A 16,160-nucleotide genomic window follows, 5' to 3' on the forward strand; every position below is an offset into this window, starting at 1 on the left:
ACAATTAAAGCGCTATCATAAAATAGAATTTAATTTGTAAATAATGACATATAAAAAAGATTAGAACAAGATGTTCTAATCTCTTAATAACCATTTAATTAGTCTAGCGAACGTGCATCAGTGTCTAAGTCCACTTCCGTTAACTTACGTAATTTTGTATGATGTTTAATTTTATAACCAAAGTATAAGATTGCAAACAAAGGCAATGCCATATAAGTTGTAATAATGCCGGGCCAATTCCAGTCCATAATTGAACCTTTAAACGAAGCCGTATCTTGACCAATGACGACGATAATTGATAACGTCAATGCAATTATTGGGCCAACTGGGAACCATTTTGCCTTATAACGTAGCTTATTTACATCACGGTTTTGCGCTGTGAAAGCTCGACGGAATCGATAATGTGAAATAGCAATACCAATCCATGCAATAAATCCAGTCAAACCAGATGCTGCTACCAAATAATAATACAAGTTTTGACCAAAAATTGAGGTTACAAAAGTAAGTAAACCAACAACAACCGTTGCTATGACAGCTGGAACTGGAATTCCTGACTTAGCATTAACCTTTTTAAATATCTTAGGTGCCATCCCATCAACAGCCATGGCATAAAGCATACGAGTCGATGCATAAAGCCCCGAGTTAGCCGATGATACAACAGCCGTTAAAATGACCGCATTCATAATTGAAGCTGCTGCTGCTAATCCTGCCGATTTAAATACTAGCGTAAATGGTGACACGGATACATTAGTTTCACTTGAGCGTAGCAAGTTTGGATCCTTATAGTAAATAATTGCACCAATAATGAAAATAGAAAGAATATAAAACAGCAAAATCCGCCAGAATATCTGCTTTACAGCTGCAGGCACTGATTTTTCTGGTGTTTCAGACTCACCAGCCGTAATCCCAACCATTTCAGTCCCTTGAAATGAAAAACCTGCGACCATAAAGACTGACAAAATACCACCAAAACCACCAACAAAGCCATAGTTACCACCAGCCGATAAATTACGTGCAACATCTGGTTGATGGAAAACAATTCCCAATATTGTTAATAATCCAACTAGCAAAAAGGCAATAACAGCAATAATTTTAATCATCGCCATCCAAAATTCAGTTTCTGCATACGCTTTGGCTGACAATAAATTAATTGCTGTAATTAAAATTAATACTGCTGCTGACCAAATCCAACTTGGTACATCAGGCAACCAAAATCCCATCACAACACCAACCGTTGCTGCTTCTACTGCTACAGTAATTGCCCAATTAAACCAATAGTTCCATCCCATTGCAAAGCCAAATGCTGGATCAACAAACCGATCAGCATAAACTGAAAAAGACCCGGCAACTGGCATATAAGTCGCCATTTCACCTAAACTAGTCATTAAAAAGTAAACCATAACGCCTATTACAGCATAGGCAGTTAATGCACCTAGTGGACCAGCTTGTGAAATCGTTGCCCCTGAAGCGACAAACAACCCTGTTCCAATAGTTCCTCCCAAAGCAATCATTGAGAGATGACGGGTTTTCATCGCTCTTTTTAGATGCCCCGTCTCTTGTTGATTATCAGTCATAATTCCTCCTAAATAAGGCCTAACGCACTATAAAAAATAAAAAAAACCTAGTTTACACATCTATCGTATAAACTAGGAACTCATTAGTCTTTAGTATTGTCGATAGCTCTCCGCGACCGACCATTTTTGTCGCGACAATCTGTCCATTATTCATGTACACACCAACAATGATTATTGTCATAATCATTATTTCGGCAATCGCCCCTTTTATTTAACATCCTAACTCACCAGCTCCGTTAAATGACTTTTGTTGATTGCAACCTCTATATATTATTTAATTTCATTGCTAATTTTACTTTAATAATTGACGAATTGTCAAGAATTATTTTACATAAACTAAAATAGTTCTTAAATATCTTGCACATATATGTGTTTAACATACCTTCGTGTTAAACTTAAATAACTAAGCACAAGTATGTATCTTACATTTGCCGAGATGCAAAAGGGAGTTTCACTTATGATTATTGCTAAATCACGTACTCGTTTTGTAACGATGGTAGTTAGTCTAATTCTTTTTATTATTATTTCAATAATAACTTACCACAATAGCGGTTTATTACATTCGCTTATGCAAGTAGACCATTCTATCACACAGACCGTTATTCCAAATTGGTTGGAAAAATTTTTAAAACCTTTTTACTTTTTTAGTCATGGGTTTGGTTTATTTTTCATGTCATTTTTAATCATTTTTTTCTTATGGGGCTTTAAATTTAAAATTCCAGCTACATGGGTATTAATTACAAACGTGGGTGGTTTCTTAATCATCAATATCGCTTCGCTTTTATTTAAAAGTAAAATAAATGGTGTACAAGTCATATATCCTGCACATTCTACTTTTTATATGACCCTATTAATTTCATACTTTTTATTAATTATCGTCCCAGAAATTTACCGTAGTAGCTTCCAATTTATGTTACAAACCATTTTATTGCTCAGTTGGGTAGCTACTTTTATCACAACAATTTTGTTACCAAATTATAACTTGGCATCGGCACTAGCTGGCTGGTTACTAGCACTTGTTTGGTTACAATTTTCTGAAAATGGCTATCGTGTATATGCGCCTGATTTTTACCGACGCAAAGGATTTAGTAACTCATGGTATTAATTCACCCTTAAATTATGATTTAACCAAACAGAGGTGGCAAGCTGCATTAAGCTTTGCCACCTCTGTTATTTTTTATTAATTTAAGCCAATGATATGACCCTCATTATCAATATCTATATCTAATGCTGCTGGATGCTTTGGTAATCCGGGCATTGTTAACACTGAACCAGTCAATGCCACTAAGAAGCCTGCTCCTAATTTTGGTATAAATTCACGAATATGAATATCAAAATTTTCAGGAGCACCAATTTTATTTGGATTATCAGATAAGGAATATTGCGTTTTCGCCATAATTATTGGTAGCTTATCCCAACCATACTTTTTAAAGGTTTGTAATTGCTTAACAGCTTTATCTGACAGCACAACACTTTGACCACCATAAATCTCATGAACAATATGTTCGATTTTTACCAACGCCTCATCATCGGGTTGATATAGTGGTTGATAATTTTTTGCTTTATCAGTCGCTAAAACGACCCCTGTTGCTAATTCCTGAGCACCATCCCCACCTTGACTCCATACATCAGCAATATAGGCTGGCACATCAAATTTAGCAGCATACGCTTTAACCATGTTTAATTCTTCAATTGTATCCGCTGTAAATTGATTAATTGCGACAACTACTGGTACACCATAACGTTTCATACTCTTTAAATGGCGACCCAAATTAGCCAATCCCTTTTGCAAAGCTTCTATATTTGGCGTGCTCAAGTTCTTTTTATCTTCACCACCGTGCATTTTTAATGCGCGTACCGTGGCTACAACCACAATCGTATCCGGAACTTTCCCTAGTAATGGTACTTTAAAATCTAAGAATTTTTCACCACCTAAATCAGACCCAAAGCCGGCTTCTGTCACAACATAATCGGCTAAATGCAAAGCTGACTTTGTGGCCAAAATTGAATTTGTTCCTTGTGCAATATTTGCAAATGGTCCACCATGAATTAAAGCCGGTGTATGTGCTAAAGTTTGAACTAAATTCGGCTTAATAGCATCTTTTAACAACGTTGTAATGGCACCTGCAAACCCTAAATCAGATACTGTTACCGGTTCTTTATTATAATTATATCCCACCACAATACGTGAAATACGTACTTTCATGTCAGCTAAATCTTTTGACAAAGTTAAAATCGCCATTAATTCTGAGGCAACTGTAATATCAAAACCATCTTCACGTGGCACACCTGAAGTTGGTCCACCTAATCCAATTGTAACGTGACGTAGCGCACGATCGTTAACATCTAGTGCTCGTTTCCAAAGCATTCGTCGTGGATCTAGGTTAAATGGGTTTCCTTGATACAAACTGTTATCAACCAAAGCTGCCAAAGTATTATGAGCACTGGTTAAAGCGTGAAAATCTCCAGTAAAATGCATATTAATATCAGCCATTGGTATCACTTGTGAATATCCACCACCAGTAGCACCACCTTTTAAGCCCATGACTGGTCCCAAAGATGGTTCACGTAAGGCAACCATTGTTTTATGTTTTTGTGATGCCAAAGCATCTGCTAAACCAACCGTTACTGTTGACTTTCCTTCACCTGCTGGTGTTGGGTTAATCGACGTAACTAAAATTAGTTTACCCAATTTTTGTTGCTTTGTTCGCTCATGTAATTGAATTTTGGCTTTATCTCGTCCGTATGGTTCCCATTCATCTGACGTTAACCCTGCTTGTTGTGCAATCTTTTCAATTGGCCAAACATCTGCAGCTTGTGCAATATCAATATCTGTTTTCATAACTAACCCCATCTCTTATTATTTATTGCAGTCATTATATCATCATATGATTTAATTATCAGATAAAATTATTCCAATAATAAAAAAGTTTACTAACGAAATATAGGTTCTATTACACTATACGATTCATTAATAAACTTTTCATTTTGACTATTTATTATCTACCCCAAAATATTTTTGTGATAATTTATCTATGGTACCATCTGCTTTCGACTTAGCAAGGGCCTCATTAACTTTTTTGATTAATGTGACGTCACCTTTACGCATCCCTACGCCATACGAATCTTCACCAAAATTAGTATCAATTATTTTAAAGGATTGTGGATCCTTTTCATGCGCAATATAATAACCTGCATAGTCAGCATCTATTAATACTGCATTTAAACGACCTACTTGCAAGTCATTCAACGCTTTATCAAAAGTGTCATACGGTTGTGCATCAGCGCCAACAATTTTCTTTAACTTATTTCCCTTCTCGTTATAAGTTAACAGACCTGAAGAGCCGGTCTGAGCACCGAGATTCTTACCCTTTAAATCCTGTAAATTATTAATTTGTTGATTCTTCATTGAGACAATCACCTGTTTATCATGATGATATGAATCGGAAAAAGCAACCTTTTTAGCACGATCAGCATTTTTTGTATAACCATTCCAAATCATGTCAATGTGTCCGGTCTTTAGTTCCGTTTCTTTCATTGACCAATCAATTACTTGGAACTTTGCTTTTAGCCCAATTTTTTTCAAACTTTGTCGCGCTAGTTCAACATCATACCCAACTAACTGACCATCCTTATTACGAAATCCCATTGGTACGAAAGTATCATCAATACCAACAACAACTGTTTTATCAGCTGTCACTTGGCGCCACGTATCTTGGCTATGAATTGTTCGATACCAAAAGAAACTAGCAATAACGGCAATGACAAGTAGTACTAACCCATTTCCGATTAACTGACGACGCCAATTTATTTTTTGTTTAATCATAGACTTCCTCCTCGCAAAACATCTGCACCAAAATCAAACGTTTGATCAGCAACTGCCTGTGCAAAGGGTAAATCATGCGTCACAATCAATTGCGTAACACCTTGCGTTTTCAGTTGATTAATTACCTTAACAACACGTTTTGTTGATTCAGCATCCAATCCCGAAGTTGGCTCATCATAAGCTAAAATACCCGGCTTCATTGCCAAAGCTCTTGCAATCGCCACACGTTGTTTTTGACCACCTGATAATTGAAAAGGATATTGGTTCATTTGTTCAGCTAAACCAAGATTTTTTAACAACTCCTCTGCATGATTCTCTGCTTCTTTTTTAGTCGCTTTTTTTACTAATTGTGGTGCTAACGCAACGTTTTGCTTCACCGTATAATGTGGAAATAAATTAAAATCTTGAAATATAACCCCCACCTGAGCGCCTTGTCGATTTCCCGTAATATCTAACAATTCATTATCTAAGACTAATTCACCCTGATCTGCTGGCAGCAATCCAGCTAAAATACGTAAAAAAGTTGTTTTGCCAATTCCTGATGGCCCCACGATACTCAAAACTTCCCCATCATTTATTGTTAGATTCATTTCTTTAAAAATAACACGTTCACCAAAAACCTTAGCCAAATTCTTAATCTCTAACATATGCTTACTCCTTAACGATAAAAATTCATTTTTTTCTCTATACGACGTTGAATAAGTGTTGCTAAAGCAATTAGAATCAAATAAATGACTCCCACCAATAAATATGGTATTAATGTCACATCACGTGAAGCTGCGATGTTACCAGCACGCATTAAATCGCCTAACCCAATGACATAGACCAACGATGAATCTTTTACTAAGTTAACAACTTCGTTTCCAACCGAGGGCATTACAATCTTTGTCACTTGTGGAAAAATAATTTTCCACATCGTTTGTAATTTACTTAATCCCAAAACTTGTGCCCCATCATATTGGCCTTGTGGAATACTTTGAATACCGCCACGGAATATTTCAGCAAAGTAAGCAGCATAGTTAAGGATAAAGGTAATTACGGCTGCCTCAAAACGTGGTAATGTCATGATATTAGCAAGACTCAAGCCATAGTAGACAAATACGATTTGCAATAATAGTGGTGTGCCCCGCATTACCCATACATAAGTATTCATAACCCACTTTAGTAGATAGATATCTGATCGCAATGCCAACGAAATCAACATTCCTAATGGTACCGATCCAATTAATGTTAGTACAAATACACCAATTGTCATTTTTAACCCATTTAATAAACTTGGCAAAATTTGCATCATATAGTCCATACGTTGTCTCCTTAAAATTAAATAAAAAAAGCCCTCAAGCAATCACACAAATTGCTTGAGGACGATTAATCGTGGTTCCACCTCAGTTTAACTAATCATTACTAATTAGTACTCTAATCCCTTTAAACTTAAAAGGGATTCATGAATAACGTCATGACACGGGAACGATTAGGCTCCAATAATCTTGGGTGTGGTTCATCTAATATCTTGGTTACTTCTCAGCTTTAGCGTAACTCTCTAAACAAAATTTTTAGACTACTCTTCCAATCAAATTTTTTTATAATTACTGTTTACAATAATATAGATTAAATTAACTTATAAGTCAACATTATCTTTTCATATTTCTTTGCGTGCGCGAATCTAAAATAATCCGTCCATTTAAATCTCTTGGTGTCACATTATACGATGAAATATCTGGCTGTTTAGTTGCATTATATAAATACATAATAAGTTCATATACAATAATTAATAACATTAAGTTGACAATTATTGTTGGAAATAAACGAAACATAATAAAATTCGTAATACTTAGATTAACTAAATTAATAATACCAAAAACAGAGTAATCATAAATCATATAAACTGTTGTCGAAACAAACCAAACAGCTAATGACGATAACCAACTATAATCTAAATACCTTTGAATAAATTCAGCTAATTTTAAAATTAATAAAAAACCAATTGCTGACGGACCAATAATACCCGTATAAAAAATATCAATAACTAACCCAGCAAAAAAAGCAATTGTGTATAGCCAATAAGATTTAATTTGTTTCGTGTGGCCTGTCATAACTGGCATCATCACCACTATTAATGATAATAATGGCGTTGCTGCCATCGGTAATTTAAATAATATTGGCGCCAAATATAATGAAATACCACCATCAAGCATGACAGCAATAATCACTAAAATAAAATGGATCCACGTTGTACTAACATATTTAAGCATAATTATTCTCCATCAATGTTACAAAATTGGTAACTACATAATAGTAGCCCGTTTAGAACTTACTCGTCAACTCATTTACAAAAATTTTTCTTCCATAATTTATCCAAACTGCTACACTAAGTATATGATATTTTATAAGGAGAATACCAATGGAACAATTAGACTATTCAAACCAAGCTGCCTGGACACGTATATCAGGTGATAAGCAATCTCCAATTGCTTTGTCAGATACATTAGCTGTTGAAATTAATTTTGAAACAATTTTATCATTTAATTATAAACATCTTGCTAACTATGTCCGTGATACTGGCGCTGGTATTGAAGTTGGGTTAGAAGGAACTGCTAGCATTGGTAATAGACCATTTCGTTTAAAACAATTTCATATTCATACACCTAGTGAACATACTGTCAATGATATCTCATATGATGCTGAAATTCATTTTGTCCATGAGGCAAGCGATGGTCGCTTAGCTGTCGTAGCTATTCTCGTACAAAGTGGAAACGCTAGCCAAACTTATGATGCTGTATTAGCTCATATGAACAAAACCGAGCATTTTGAGATTCCCATTGATGACATCATGCCAGTAAGTAAAGCATATTATCACTATATTGGATCACTAACAACACCACCATTGACTGAAAATGTTGAATGGTATGTCTTAAAGCAGCCTGTTACGTTATCAGTAGAACAATTAAATCATTTAAAGACATTTTATTCTCACAATAATCGTGACTTACAAGCTTTAAATGGTCGACCAATTATTTCATCAAATTAAAAAATTAAAAAAGAGAACGAAAAGACCTTATCAGTTAAAAATCTGACAGTCATCTTTCGTTCTCCTTTTTATTTTAAGGAATTGCGACGCTCACAACTGGAATGTTATTGAAGTCTGTCGCTGGTTTAATATAAATTTTCTTTGATAGACCATAATTATCACTTCCCACGCGCTCAACCTTACCAACATACAATCCGGCTGGTGTAACACCACCAAGACCACTAGTTGTTACTAAATCGCCTTTTTTAACTGAAACATCAGACGTAATTTGTCCCATCACAATTAAATTATCTGACTGATTAAAATTAGTAATAATACCGTCAACTGACTCGCCTGCACCATTTTGAATACGAATAGCAAAACGATCAGCAATTTGATTATTATCCGATAGTAATTCAACCTTTGCATTTGTTGTATTAACTTCTGTAATGCGACCGATTAAGCCACCTGAACCCATGACAGATAAGCCTTTTTTCAACCCGGCATTTGTTCCTTTATCCAAGATAAGTTGACTCTGCCAATTACTTGGTGAACGTGATGTTACAACAGCATTCACAACTTTGTAATCTGTTAATGTATCACCGATTTTTAATTGATCTTTTAATGCACGATTTTCTTGTTGTAACACTTGTAACTGCACTTTTGTTTGTGCTAAATCATCAACTTTTTTTGTCAAACGCTCATTTTCTTGATAAGTATCTGTTAGCTTATCAAGTGAATCATAGCCACCATGGACCAATTTTAGTGGTGCATTCACAATTTTAGAAGTCCAACCTGACACATCCGATACAACTCGAGCTGGTAAAGATGGCTCTTCTTGTGAATTGTGGGCCTTTGCACCTAATGTAATCACCCCAATTGTTGCAATGACAACAATTACACCAATCACTAATCGACGTGACGTAAAGATATTCTTCATCTTAAAATTGCCCTTCGTTTCTCTTAGTCTATTATGCTTAGCAAGTTATATTATTGTTCAATTCTAACATATAATAAACTCCCCGCATTATAGTTTATAATACGGGGTAGTCATAATCTAAGACTCGTCGCCTAATTGTTCTTTAAAACATCAATAGACTTTAAAGCCTCACCAGTACCAATAACTACAGCATCCAATGGTTCTGGTGCTACAAATACAGGCACCTTAGTTGCTTCAGCAATCACTTCATCTAAGTGAGCCAATTGCGCACCACCACCTGTCAAAACAACACCACGATCAATCACATCCGCAGCAATTTCGGGTGACGTTTCTTCCAACGTTTCTTTAATCGCAACGATAACTTCAGCAACAACATCTTTAATAGCATCTGCAATGTCACTAGCTTTAATATCAATTGTTTTAGGTAACCCCGTCACTAAGTCACGTCCACGAGCAGTGGTACCCTCCATGTCCTCAGCAGCTTCAAGATCTGCTGAACCAACTGCCATCTTTAAACGTTCTGCAGTTTGTTCACCAATTAAGACTGAGTACTTTTGGCGGACATAAGTCATGATTGCCTCATCAATTTTGTCCCCGGCCATTCGTATTGAACGAGATGACACAATACCACCAAGTGAAATTGTGGCAACATCTGTTGTTCCACCACCTAAATCAACAACCATTGATCCAGTTGGTTCCATAACTGGTAACCCTGCACCAACTGCTGCAGCAAACGGCTCTTCAATCACATATGCATCACGTGCACCAGCAACACGAGCCGCGTCAATAACTGCGCGACGTTCAACTGCCGTCACACCTGATGGGACACCAATTGTAACGTAAGGCTTAGGTCCGCGTGTTCCTAAGGCCTTACCCAAATAATACTTAAGCATTGCAACTGTCGTTTCATAATCTGCAATAACACCGTCACGCATTGGACGAATCGCTGTAATTGAACCAGGTGTTCGACCTAGCATTTCCTTAGCAGCAGTTCCAACGGCAACGACCTCATTTGTCTTTGTATTACGTGCGACAACTGAGGGCTCACGAAGCACAATTCCTTTACCTTCAATATAGACTAACGTATTAGCTGTTCCTAAGTCTATTCCAACATTTCGAGTTCCAAATGAAAACACAGCATTTCCCTTTTCTTTATTTATTTTGATAATTCTACTAAATGTACTTTTAACAAAGCACCATGTAATTTCTTATTAATTTTATCACATGTTGTTGAACTTAGTCCATAAATCAATTAGTGTTTCTAATTCTACATTTGGTAATAAATTTTCACTTCGATAACTTCGATAACCACGAGACGAGATAATCATAAAATCCAAAAAATGAAACTGCATTAACTGCCCACATATCGCCATTTGAGTCATTGCAAGATGATCAGCATTTGATGCAGTTAAATTACCACTTGGATGATTATGACACAAAATAAAGCCATACGCATTATGAGCGACTAAGTGACGGAAAACATCACGCGGATGGATATTAACACTATCTAAAGTTCCCAATGCTACCTGATAGATATCAATAATTGTCATTTGTGTCGTTACAGCAATTACCCAACAACCTTCTTGTGGGGATTGTGCATAGCGTTGAATCAATAAATCTCCTAATTGTCGTACTGATGAAATTTTAATTGTCATAACTTGCCTCCAACAATAAAGACGACTTTCTGTCAATTTTTTCCTCTTTGTTTTATTTCTAGGCGTATAATAGATAGTTGAATCATTTATAAAAATTGAGGTGTGTTAATATGCGAGTAAGAAAATTCAGTCCCCTACGTATCCCGGCAAATAACGTTCCAAATACAGTCCGCTTTTATCGTGAAGTTTTTGATTTACCAACAGAATTTGGGATTAATGAAGCTCGTCATTTATATTTTGACAAGCAATCAATCATCTTTCATGAAGAACCCGATGCTGAACCAATTACTGTACAAGTTGTGGTTCGTGATCATCAAGAAACCGTAATTAATCACTTAATTAATTACGAAGTTACACAGACTAAACCTGCTACTGAAAGCGAAGATGGTCGCCATGTTATTTTTTATATTGACGATATTGATGGCAATCACATTGAAGTTATTGCAAATAAATAATAGCGATTATATTTTAACAATTAATATTATAAAAAGGACACCAAGCAAAATTTTGCTTTGATGTCCTTTTTTATTTATATCTTTTTTTGCCAAGTATTGGTTAAAACATCACCATTTTCAAACATATTTTGCATTCGTAACTGTTTAGCTATCAATAATGCTTCGTGAGCAGATTCCCAATTTTGCTCAACCAATTGATTGACTAAATTAGACCACCAAGCAAATCCCATCGCATCGCGCGGTTGCTCAATCATCCAGGCAGCGACTTCTTCAAAAATTTCTTGTGGCCGTTCAGGCTCGTTTAATAACATCACCAAAAACTGTGCAGACATTGTATTTAAAAGTTCCATCGTATGATGTGGCCATTTTTTTGCCCAAATAACTGTCAAATAATCAGCAACCTGTTGTACTGGTAACTCTGTAATTACTGGTGCTAACAACGCCACATCCATTTCCCGCCAAATTGTAACTGCTTCAAATGAATCAATTAATATCTTTTTTGCAATTTGTGAATGTTCATTTGGAATGATTTTGGCATGTAATACGTCTGCTAAACTAGCAACCCGTAAATAACCCCGAGCCATTGTATTACGAAACAAATGATACCCTCGACGACTAATATCTTTTATTTTATCAGCATCATGTTCTTTATCGGCTTCTTGTAGTGCATTAATTAATCCCTCAACAGTATCTAACCTATTTACTAGTTCCGTATTAACTTCGGTCCCAGTTAATAATAAATGACTCATTAATGAAATAAAACCTTCCGCAGGTAAATCATTTTCATCATTTAAATAGCGATAGTAACGGTTACGACTAATCCCAATATTAGCTAGTTCACGAACCGGAATGTCATTAGCTTGCCGAATAGCATTAATTCGATTTCGATCAATTAAACTCATATGACTATCCCCTTGCATTTCTCTTATCCTATATTAATGAGTTTAACATTTGGTAGATATCCATTCAACAAAGATTATTTTTAATAAACACTGATAACTGATTTAAAAAGTCCAATCACCAACACAAGTACCAAACCATAAAACAATTAGTCCACCTACAAACGTTAGTAATGTTTTAATAAGCAATAAGCGTCGATTACTAGTTCGTTTTTGCATAGCATCGGCAATATCAACAATGGGCGCTGAAAACGTTGAGAATCCACCTAAAACACCAGGTGCTAAAATGGTATGTACCCAATCAGGTGCAACCATAGAAAGCGTCATCCCCATAAAAAAAGCGGCCAATAAATTGATGCAAACCACCATTAATTCAGATAAATTGCCAAACCAACGAGGCGCCACCGTTAATAACCCAAAACGCATTAAAGACCCAATTGCTGCACCCATTCCGGTTAAAATTATTTCTGCCATCTTAACACCATTTTATTACCTAAATAACGACTAAAAATTACAACTAATACACCACCAACCACACTGATAACTAAGTATACTAATGCCATTAACAATGATAAATTAACCATGTCAACCAACGCTGTTGAATAAGTTGTGTAGGCGCCTAAAATTCCTACCATAATAAAGTCGGATGTTATTTGTGTTAGGTTTATCATTTTACTAAATAAAACGACCAACAAAGCAGAAATAAAAGTACCACTTAAATTGACAATAATCGTTTCCCATGGAAATAAATTATTATGAAAGAGTAGCATCATACTGCCACGTAACACCCCACCAATAAATCCACCACTACTAACAGCCAAGATTTCTAACAATATTTTTTTCTTACTCATCCTATATTCCTAACCTAATAACGATTAAAATAACGCAACAAATCAGTAACCGTTAATTTTTGTTTGTCAGCGTTACTAACATCCAACGAAATTTTACCTTCGGACATTATAATCAAACGATTACCATACTCAATAGCATCTTCTAAATGATGCGTGATCATCAGTGCTGTCAAATTTTCTTCATGAATGCGTTGATTGGTAACCTGCATCAGTTGTGTACTTGTTTTAGGATCTAACGCTGCCGTATGTTCATCAAGTAATAATACTTCTGGCCGTAATTGTGTCGCCATCAAAAACGACAAAGCTTGTCGTTGTCCACCAGATAAATCGCCAGCTGCCATATCTAAACGTTCTGATAGACCATTACCCATTGTCGCCGTAATCTTAGCATACTCTGCTTTTTTAGCTTCCGTTAACCCACGATTTTTTAATCGGCGACGTAAACCACGGCGTTCAGCCAACAACATATTTTCTACAACCGTCATACGAGGTGCTGTACCCAATTTAGGGTCTTGAAAAACCCGTGCCAAAAATTTTGTTCGTTGTGCCTCGTTTAAATGCGTAACGTCATGATCACCCAAAAAGATACTACCGCTCGTTAATGGTAATGATCCCGCAATCACATTAAATAATGTTGATTTTCCTGCTCCATTTGATCCTAAAACGGTCACAAAATCTTCAGGCAGTAATGTTAATGATACATCATCTAAAATTGTTTTCTCACCTGATTGCCCTTGATTAACAATGACAGTTGCATGGTCTAGTCGTAATTTTGTTTCTACCATATCTCATCATCCTCGCTTTAAAAACGTATTTAATCGTAACTTTGATCGTAATCTAGGCAACATCAGTGCCAATCCAAGTATGATGGCACTAACTAGTTTCAAATCATCAGCATTAAAGCCAATGTACAACACAATTACCAATACGAAACGATAGAAAATTGAACCAATAATAATTGTAATTAGGCGTTCGGGCAAAGTTAGGGTATCGGTAAAGATGACTTCACCAATAATAATTGAAGCAAGTGCCACTACAATGGTACCAACACCCATATTAACATCCGCAAAACCATTATTTTGTGCAACTAGTGCGCCACCAAGGCCAATTAAACCATTGGCAACCATTAATCCTAAAATGGTCATACTATCAGTATTAATTCCCAAAGATCTTGCCATTTTAGGGTTGTCACCTGTCACAATAAACGCTTGACCTAATTCGGTCTTTAAAAATTGCGCTAAAAAAATAGTAATTAAAATAATTATGACAATACCCACAACAATGACCGGAAAATTTTGAGGCAAGCTCCTTAAAAAATCATATGAGAATAAATTTGTCTTACCTAATAATGAGCGATTAGCCTGTCCCATAATTCGGAGATTAACTGAATAGATTGCCGTCATTGTCAAAATACCAGCTAATAAAATTGGAATTTTCCCCTTTGTATATAATAACCCCGTAACTAATCCTGCTAGACTCCCTGCCAAGGTTGCGACTAGTGTTGCAATAATCGGTGATACACCATTAGAAATTAAGGTGACTGCCGTTGCTGCGCCAAGGGGAAAGGTCCCCTCAACGGTCATATCAGCAACATCTAAAATTCGAAAGGTTAAATATAATCCAAATCCTAAAGTTGACCAGATTAAGCCCTGACCAATGGCTGAAATTAAAATCCCCATAATTGCCTCACTTTACAAATTTTGCATGCTTATACTCATTTGGTAACACCAAACCAAGTCGTGCCAATTGTGACTTGTTAATAACTAAATCACCTTTTTTAATAAACCCAACTGGTAAATCTTTTGGTTGTTTACCAGCCAAAATTTGGGCAACTTGCTTACCAGTTTGAACGCCTAATTTCTTTTGATTAATGGATTCAGCTGCTAAACCACCTTCTGCCACCATTGTATCAACTGTTGGAAATACAGGCACTTTAGCAGCGTTTGTACTATCAATCAAAGTTGGCATAGCCCCTGCAATCGTATTATCGGTCGGAACAAAAACTGCATCAACTTGATTATTAGCAACCATTTGCTTAGCTGTTTGGTTTAAATCATTAGAAGAAGATATCGTGTAAGGTTTAACTTGCAACCCTGCTTTTTTAGCTAAATCCATCATTTGTTTAGCTTGAATTGATGCAGAATCATCAGATGAAGTATAAATCACACCTAAATTTTTTAAATCAGGCACAAATTTTCTCATCATCTTTAATTGTGCAGCCAACGGTGCTTGATCTGAAACTCCTGTTACATTACCACCAGGGTGTTTATAACTTTTAACAAGTTTAGATTGAATGGGCGTCGTCGATGCTGAAAAAACTACTGCTTTATTTGTAATTGTATTTGCTAAAGAAACTGCTGCTGGTGTAGCAATACCAACGGAAACATCAGCATTAGCATTTTCAAATTTTGATGCCATGGTCTTTAAATTTGATTGGTCTCCCTGTGCATTTTCATACATAATTTTGATGTTTTTCCCATCATGATACCCGGATTCAGATAAACCTTCATGAATACCTTTATTAATATCATCCAATGCTGGATGTTTCATAAATTGCAAAATTGCAACTTTAGGCATTGCCTTTCTCTGGTTTGTTTGAACTGAATCATATACCCCTGCAAAAATTGTAAATAAAGTTAGTGCACCAATTGTACCTAATATTTTTTTATTCATTCATCTATCCTCAATTGTTGTTATACAAAATAAAAAACACGAGCAGATACGACAGTATCTTCTCGTGTTTTACATGAAAAGAACTGCATGGTAATCCATACAACCCTTTCCCATTATTTCGGAAATTAGTCAGCACAGACCCAATACATCTGCTCCCAAAGGAACCACGTACCGAATCTATGTTTTGCCATAGTTCGTACGCGCTATCTGCGCCACCAACCATTAAAATTTAAAACAAAATTACTCATAACTAATTACCACCTTGTACATCATTTTCATA

General features: G+C 35.9%; 18 protein-coding genes, 1 riboswitch and 1 other annotated feature. Of the genes, 3 read left to right on the forward strand and 15 right to left on the reverse strand.

Annotated elements, in window-relative coordinates; all coding sequences use genetic code 11:
- Positions 1-98: 98 nt before the first annotated feature.
- A complete protein-coding gene (locus tag G7Y65_RS05920; protein WP_165314732.1) occupies positions 99-1,574 on the reverse strand; it encodes an amino acid permease in 1,476 nt (491 codons plus the stop codon).
- A 95-nt stretch (positions 1,575-1,669) separates the two neighbouring features.
- A riboswitch (Lysine riboswitch) is annotated at positions 1,670-1,848 on the reverse strand.
- Between the two features lie 183 nt (positions 1,849-2,031).
- Between G7Y65_RS05920 and G7Y65_RS05925 the strand changes: the two genes are divergently transcribed.
- The gene (locus tag G7Y65_RS05925; RefSeq protein ID WP_042493298.1) at positions 2,032-2,679 is read left to right on the forward strand and encodes a phosphatase PAP2 family protein; all 648 of its coding nucleotides are present in this window, start codon (positions 2,032-2,034) and stop codon (positions 2,677-2,679) included.
- Positions 2,680-2,754: 75 nt separating this feature from the next.
- On the opposite strand, the gene G7Y65_RS05930 is transcribed toward G7Y65_RS05925, so the two are convergent.
- The 5 genes from G7Y65_RS05930 to mreD form a co-directional block, all read right to left on the reverse strand.
- Positions 2,755-4,416: a formate--tetrahydrofolate ligase gene (locus G7Y65_RS05930; protein ID WP_137600659.1), complete on the reverse strand. Its 1,662-nt coding sequence runs from the start codon at positions 4,414-4,416 to the stop codon at positions 2,755-2,757.
- A gap of 150 nt (positions 4,417-4,566) precedes the next feature.
- Positions 4,567-5,400, reverse strand: a complete 834-nt coding sequence (locus tag G7Y65_RS05935; RefSeq protein WP_206222677.1) for an amino acid ABC transporter substrate-binding protein — start codon at positions 5,398-5,400, stop codon at positions 4,567-4,569.
- Positions 5,397-6,047, reverse strand: a complete 651-nt coding sequence (locus G7Y65_RS05940; RefSeq protein ID WP_042493294.1) for an amino acid ABC transporter ATP-binding protein — start codon at positions 6,045-6,047, stop codon at positions 5,397-5,399. Before G7Y65_RS05940 ends, G7Y65_RS05935 begins: the two co-directional genes overlap by 4 nt.
- A gap of 11 nt (positions 6,048-6,058) precedes the next feature.
- Positions 6,059-6,703: an amino acid ABC transporter permease gene (locus G7Y65_RS05945; RefSeq protein WP_042493293.1), complete on the reverse strand. Its 645-nt coding sequence runs from the start codon at positions 6,701-6,703 to the stop codon at positions 6,059-6,061.
- A 54-nt stretch (positions 6,704-6,757) separates the two neighbouring features.
- Positions 6,758-6,983, reverse strand: a binding site (T-box leader).
- A gap of 48 nt (positions 6,984-7,031) precedes the next feature.
- Positions 7,032-7,652 (reverse strand): rod shape-determining protein MreD, encoded by a 621-nt coding sequence (gene mreD, locus G7Y65_RS05950; protein WP_042493292.1) that lies wholly within the window; start codon positions 7,650-7,652, stop codon positions 7,032-7,034.
- 149 nt (positions 7,653-7,801) lie between these two features.
- Between mreD and G7Y65_RS05955 the strand changes: the two genes are divergently transcribed.
- The gene (locus G7Y65_RS05955) at positions 7,802-8,428 is read left to right on the forward strand and encodes a carbonic anhydrase family protein (protein ID WP_042493290.1); all 627 of its coding nucleotides are present in this window, start codon (positions 7,802-7,804) and stop codon (positions 8,426-8,428) included.
- A 73-nt stretch (positions 8,429-8,501) separates the two neighbouring features.
- On the opposite strand, the gene mreC is transcribed toward G7Y65_RS05955, so the two are convergent.
- From mreC to G7Y65_RS05970, 3 genes are all read right to left on the reverse strand, one after another.
- Positions 8,502-9,347 (reverse strand): rod shape-determining protein MreC, encoded by an 846-nt coding sequence (mreC, locus tag G7Y65_RS05960; RefSeq protein WP_042493288.1) that lies wholly within the window; start codon positions 9,345-9,347, stop codon positions 8,502-8,504.
- Between the two features lie 131 nt (positions 9,348-9,478).
- Positions 9,479-10,483: a rod shape-determining protein gene (locus G7Y65_RS05965; protein WP_042493286.1), complete on the reverse strand. Its 1,005-nt coding sequence runs from the start codon at positions 10,481-10,483 to the stop codon at positions 9,479-9,481.
- Positions 10,484-10,567: 84 nt separating this feature from the next.
- On the reverse strand, positions 10,568-11,002 hold the full coding sequence (locus tag G7Y65_RS05970; protein ID WP_042493284.1) for a JAB domain-containing protein: 435 nt from the start codon (positions 11,000-11,002) through the stop codon (positions 10,568-10,570).
- 110 nt (positions 11,003-11,112) lie between these two features.
- On the opposite strand from G7Y65_RS05970, the gene G7Y65_RS05975 reads away from it, so the two are divergent.
- Entirely contained in the window at positions 11,113-11,457 is a 345-nt protein-coding gene (locus G7Y65_RS05975; RefSeq protein WP_042493283.1) for a VOC family protein, read from the forward strand.
- A 74-nt stretch (positions 11,458-11,531) separates the two neighbouring features.
- Here G7Y65_RS05975 and G7Y65_RS05980 read toward each other — a convergent pair whose 3' ends face one another.
- The 6 genes from G7Y65_RS05980 to trpX form a co-directional block, all read right to left on the reverse strand.
- A complete protein-coding gene (locus G7Y65_RS05980; RefSeq protein WP_228179906.1) occupies positions 11,532-12,359 on the reverse strand; it encodes a Rossmann-fold NAD(P)-binding domain-containing protein in 828 nt (275 codons plus the stop codon).
- A gap of 102 nt (positions 12,360-12,461) precedes the next feature.
- Positions 12,462-12,830: a fluoride efflux transporter FluC gene (locus G7Y65_RS05985; RefSeq protein ID WP_042493280.1), complete on the reverse strand. Its 369-nt coding sequence runs from the start codon at positions 12,828-12,830 to the stop codon at positions 12,462-12,464.
- Positions 12,818-13,207: a fluoride efflux transporter FluC gene (locus tag G7Y65_RS05990; RefSeq protein WP_042493278.1), complete on the reverse strand. Its 390-nt coding sequence runs from the start codon at positions 13,205-13,207 to the stop codon at positions 12,818-12,820. Before G7Y65_RS05990 ends, G7Y65_RS05985 begins: the two co-directional genes overlap by 13 nt.
- Positions 13,208-13,221: 14 nt before the next feature.
- A complete protein-coding gene (locus tag G7Y65_RS05995; RefSeq protein ID WP_042493276.1) occupies positions 13,222-13,992 on the reverse strand; it encodes an ABC transporter ATP-binding protein in 771 nt (256 codons plus the stop codon).
- Positions 13,993-13,998: 6 nt separating this feature from the next.
- The gene (locus G7Y65_RS06000; protein ID WP_042493274.1) at positions 13,999-14,886 is read right to left on the reverse strand and encodes an ABC transporter permease; all 888 of its coding nucleotides are present in this window, start codon (positions 14,884-14,886) and stop codon (positions 13,999-14,001) included.
- Between the two features lie 7 nt (positions 14,887-14,893).
- Complete coding sequence (gene trpX / locus G7Y65_RS06005) at positions 14,894-15,880, reverse strand: tryptophan ABC transporter substrate-binding protein (RefSeq protein ID WP_042493272.1); 987 nt, start codon at positions 15,878-15,880, stop codon at positions 14,894-14,896.
- Positions 15,881-16,160: the final 280 nt, after the last annotated feature.

The sequence above is a fragment of the Weissella sagaensis genome, assembly GCF_010306265.1.
Taxonomy (GTDB): Bacteria; Bacillota; Bacilli; order Lactobacillales; family Lactobacillaceae; genus Weissella; species Weissella sagaensis.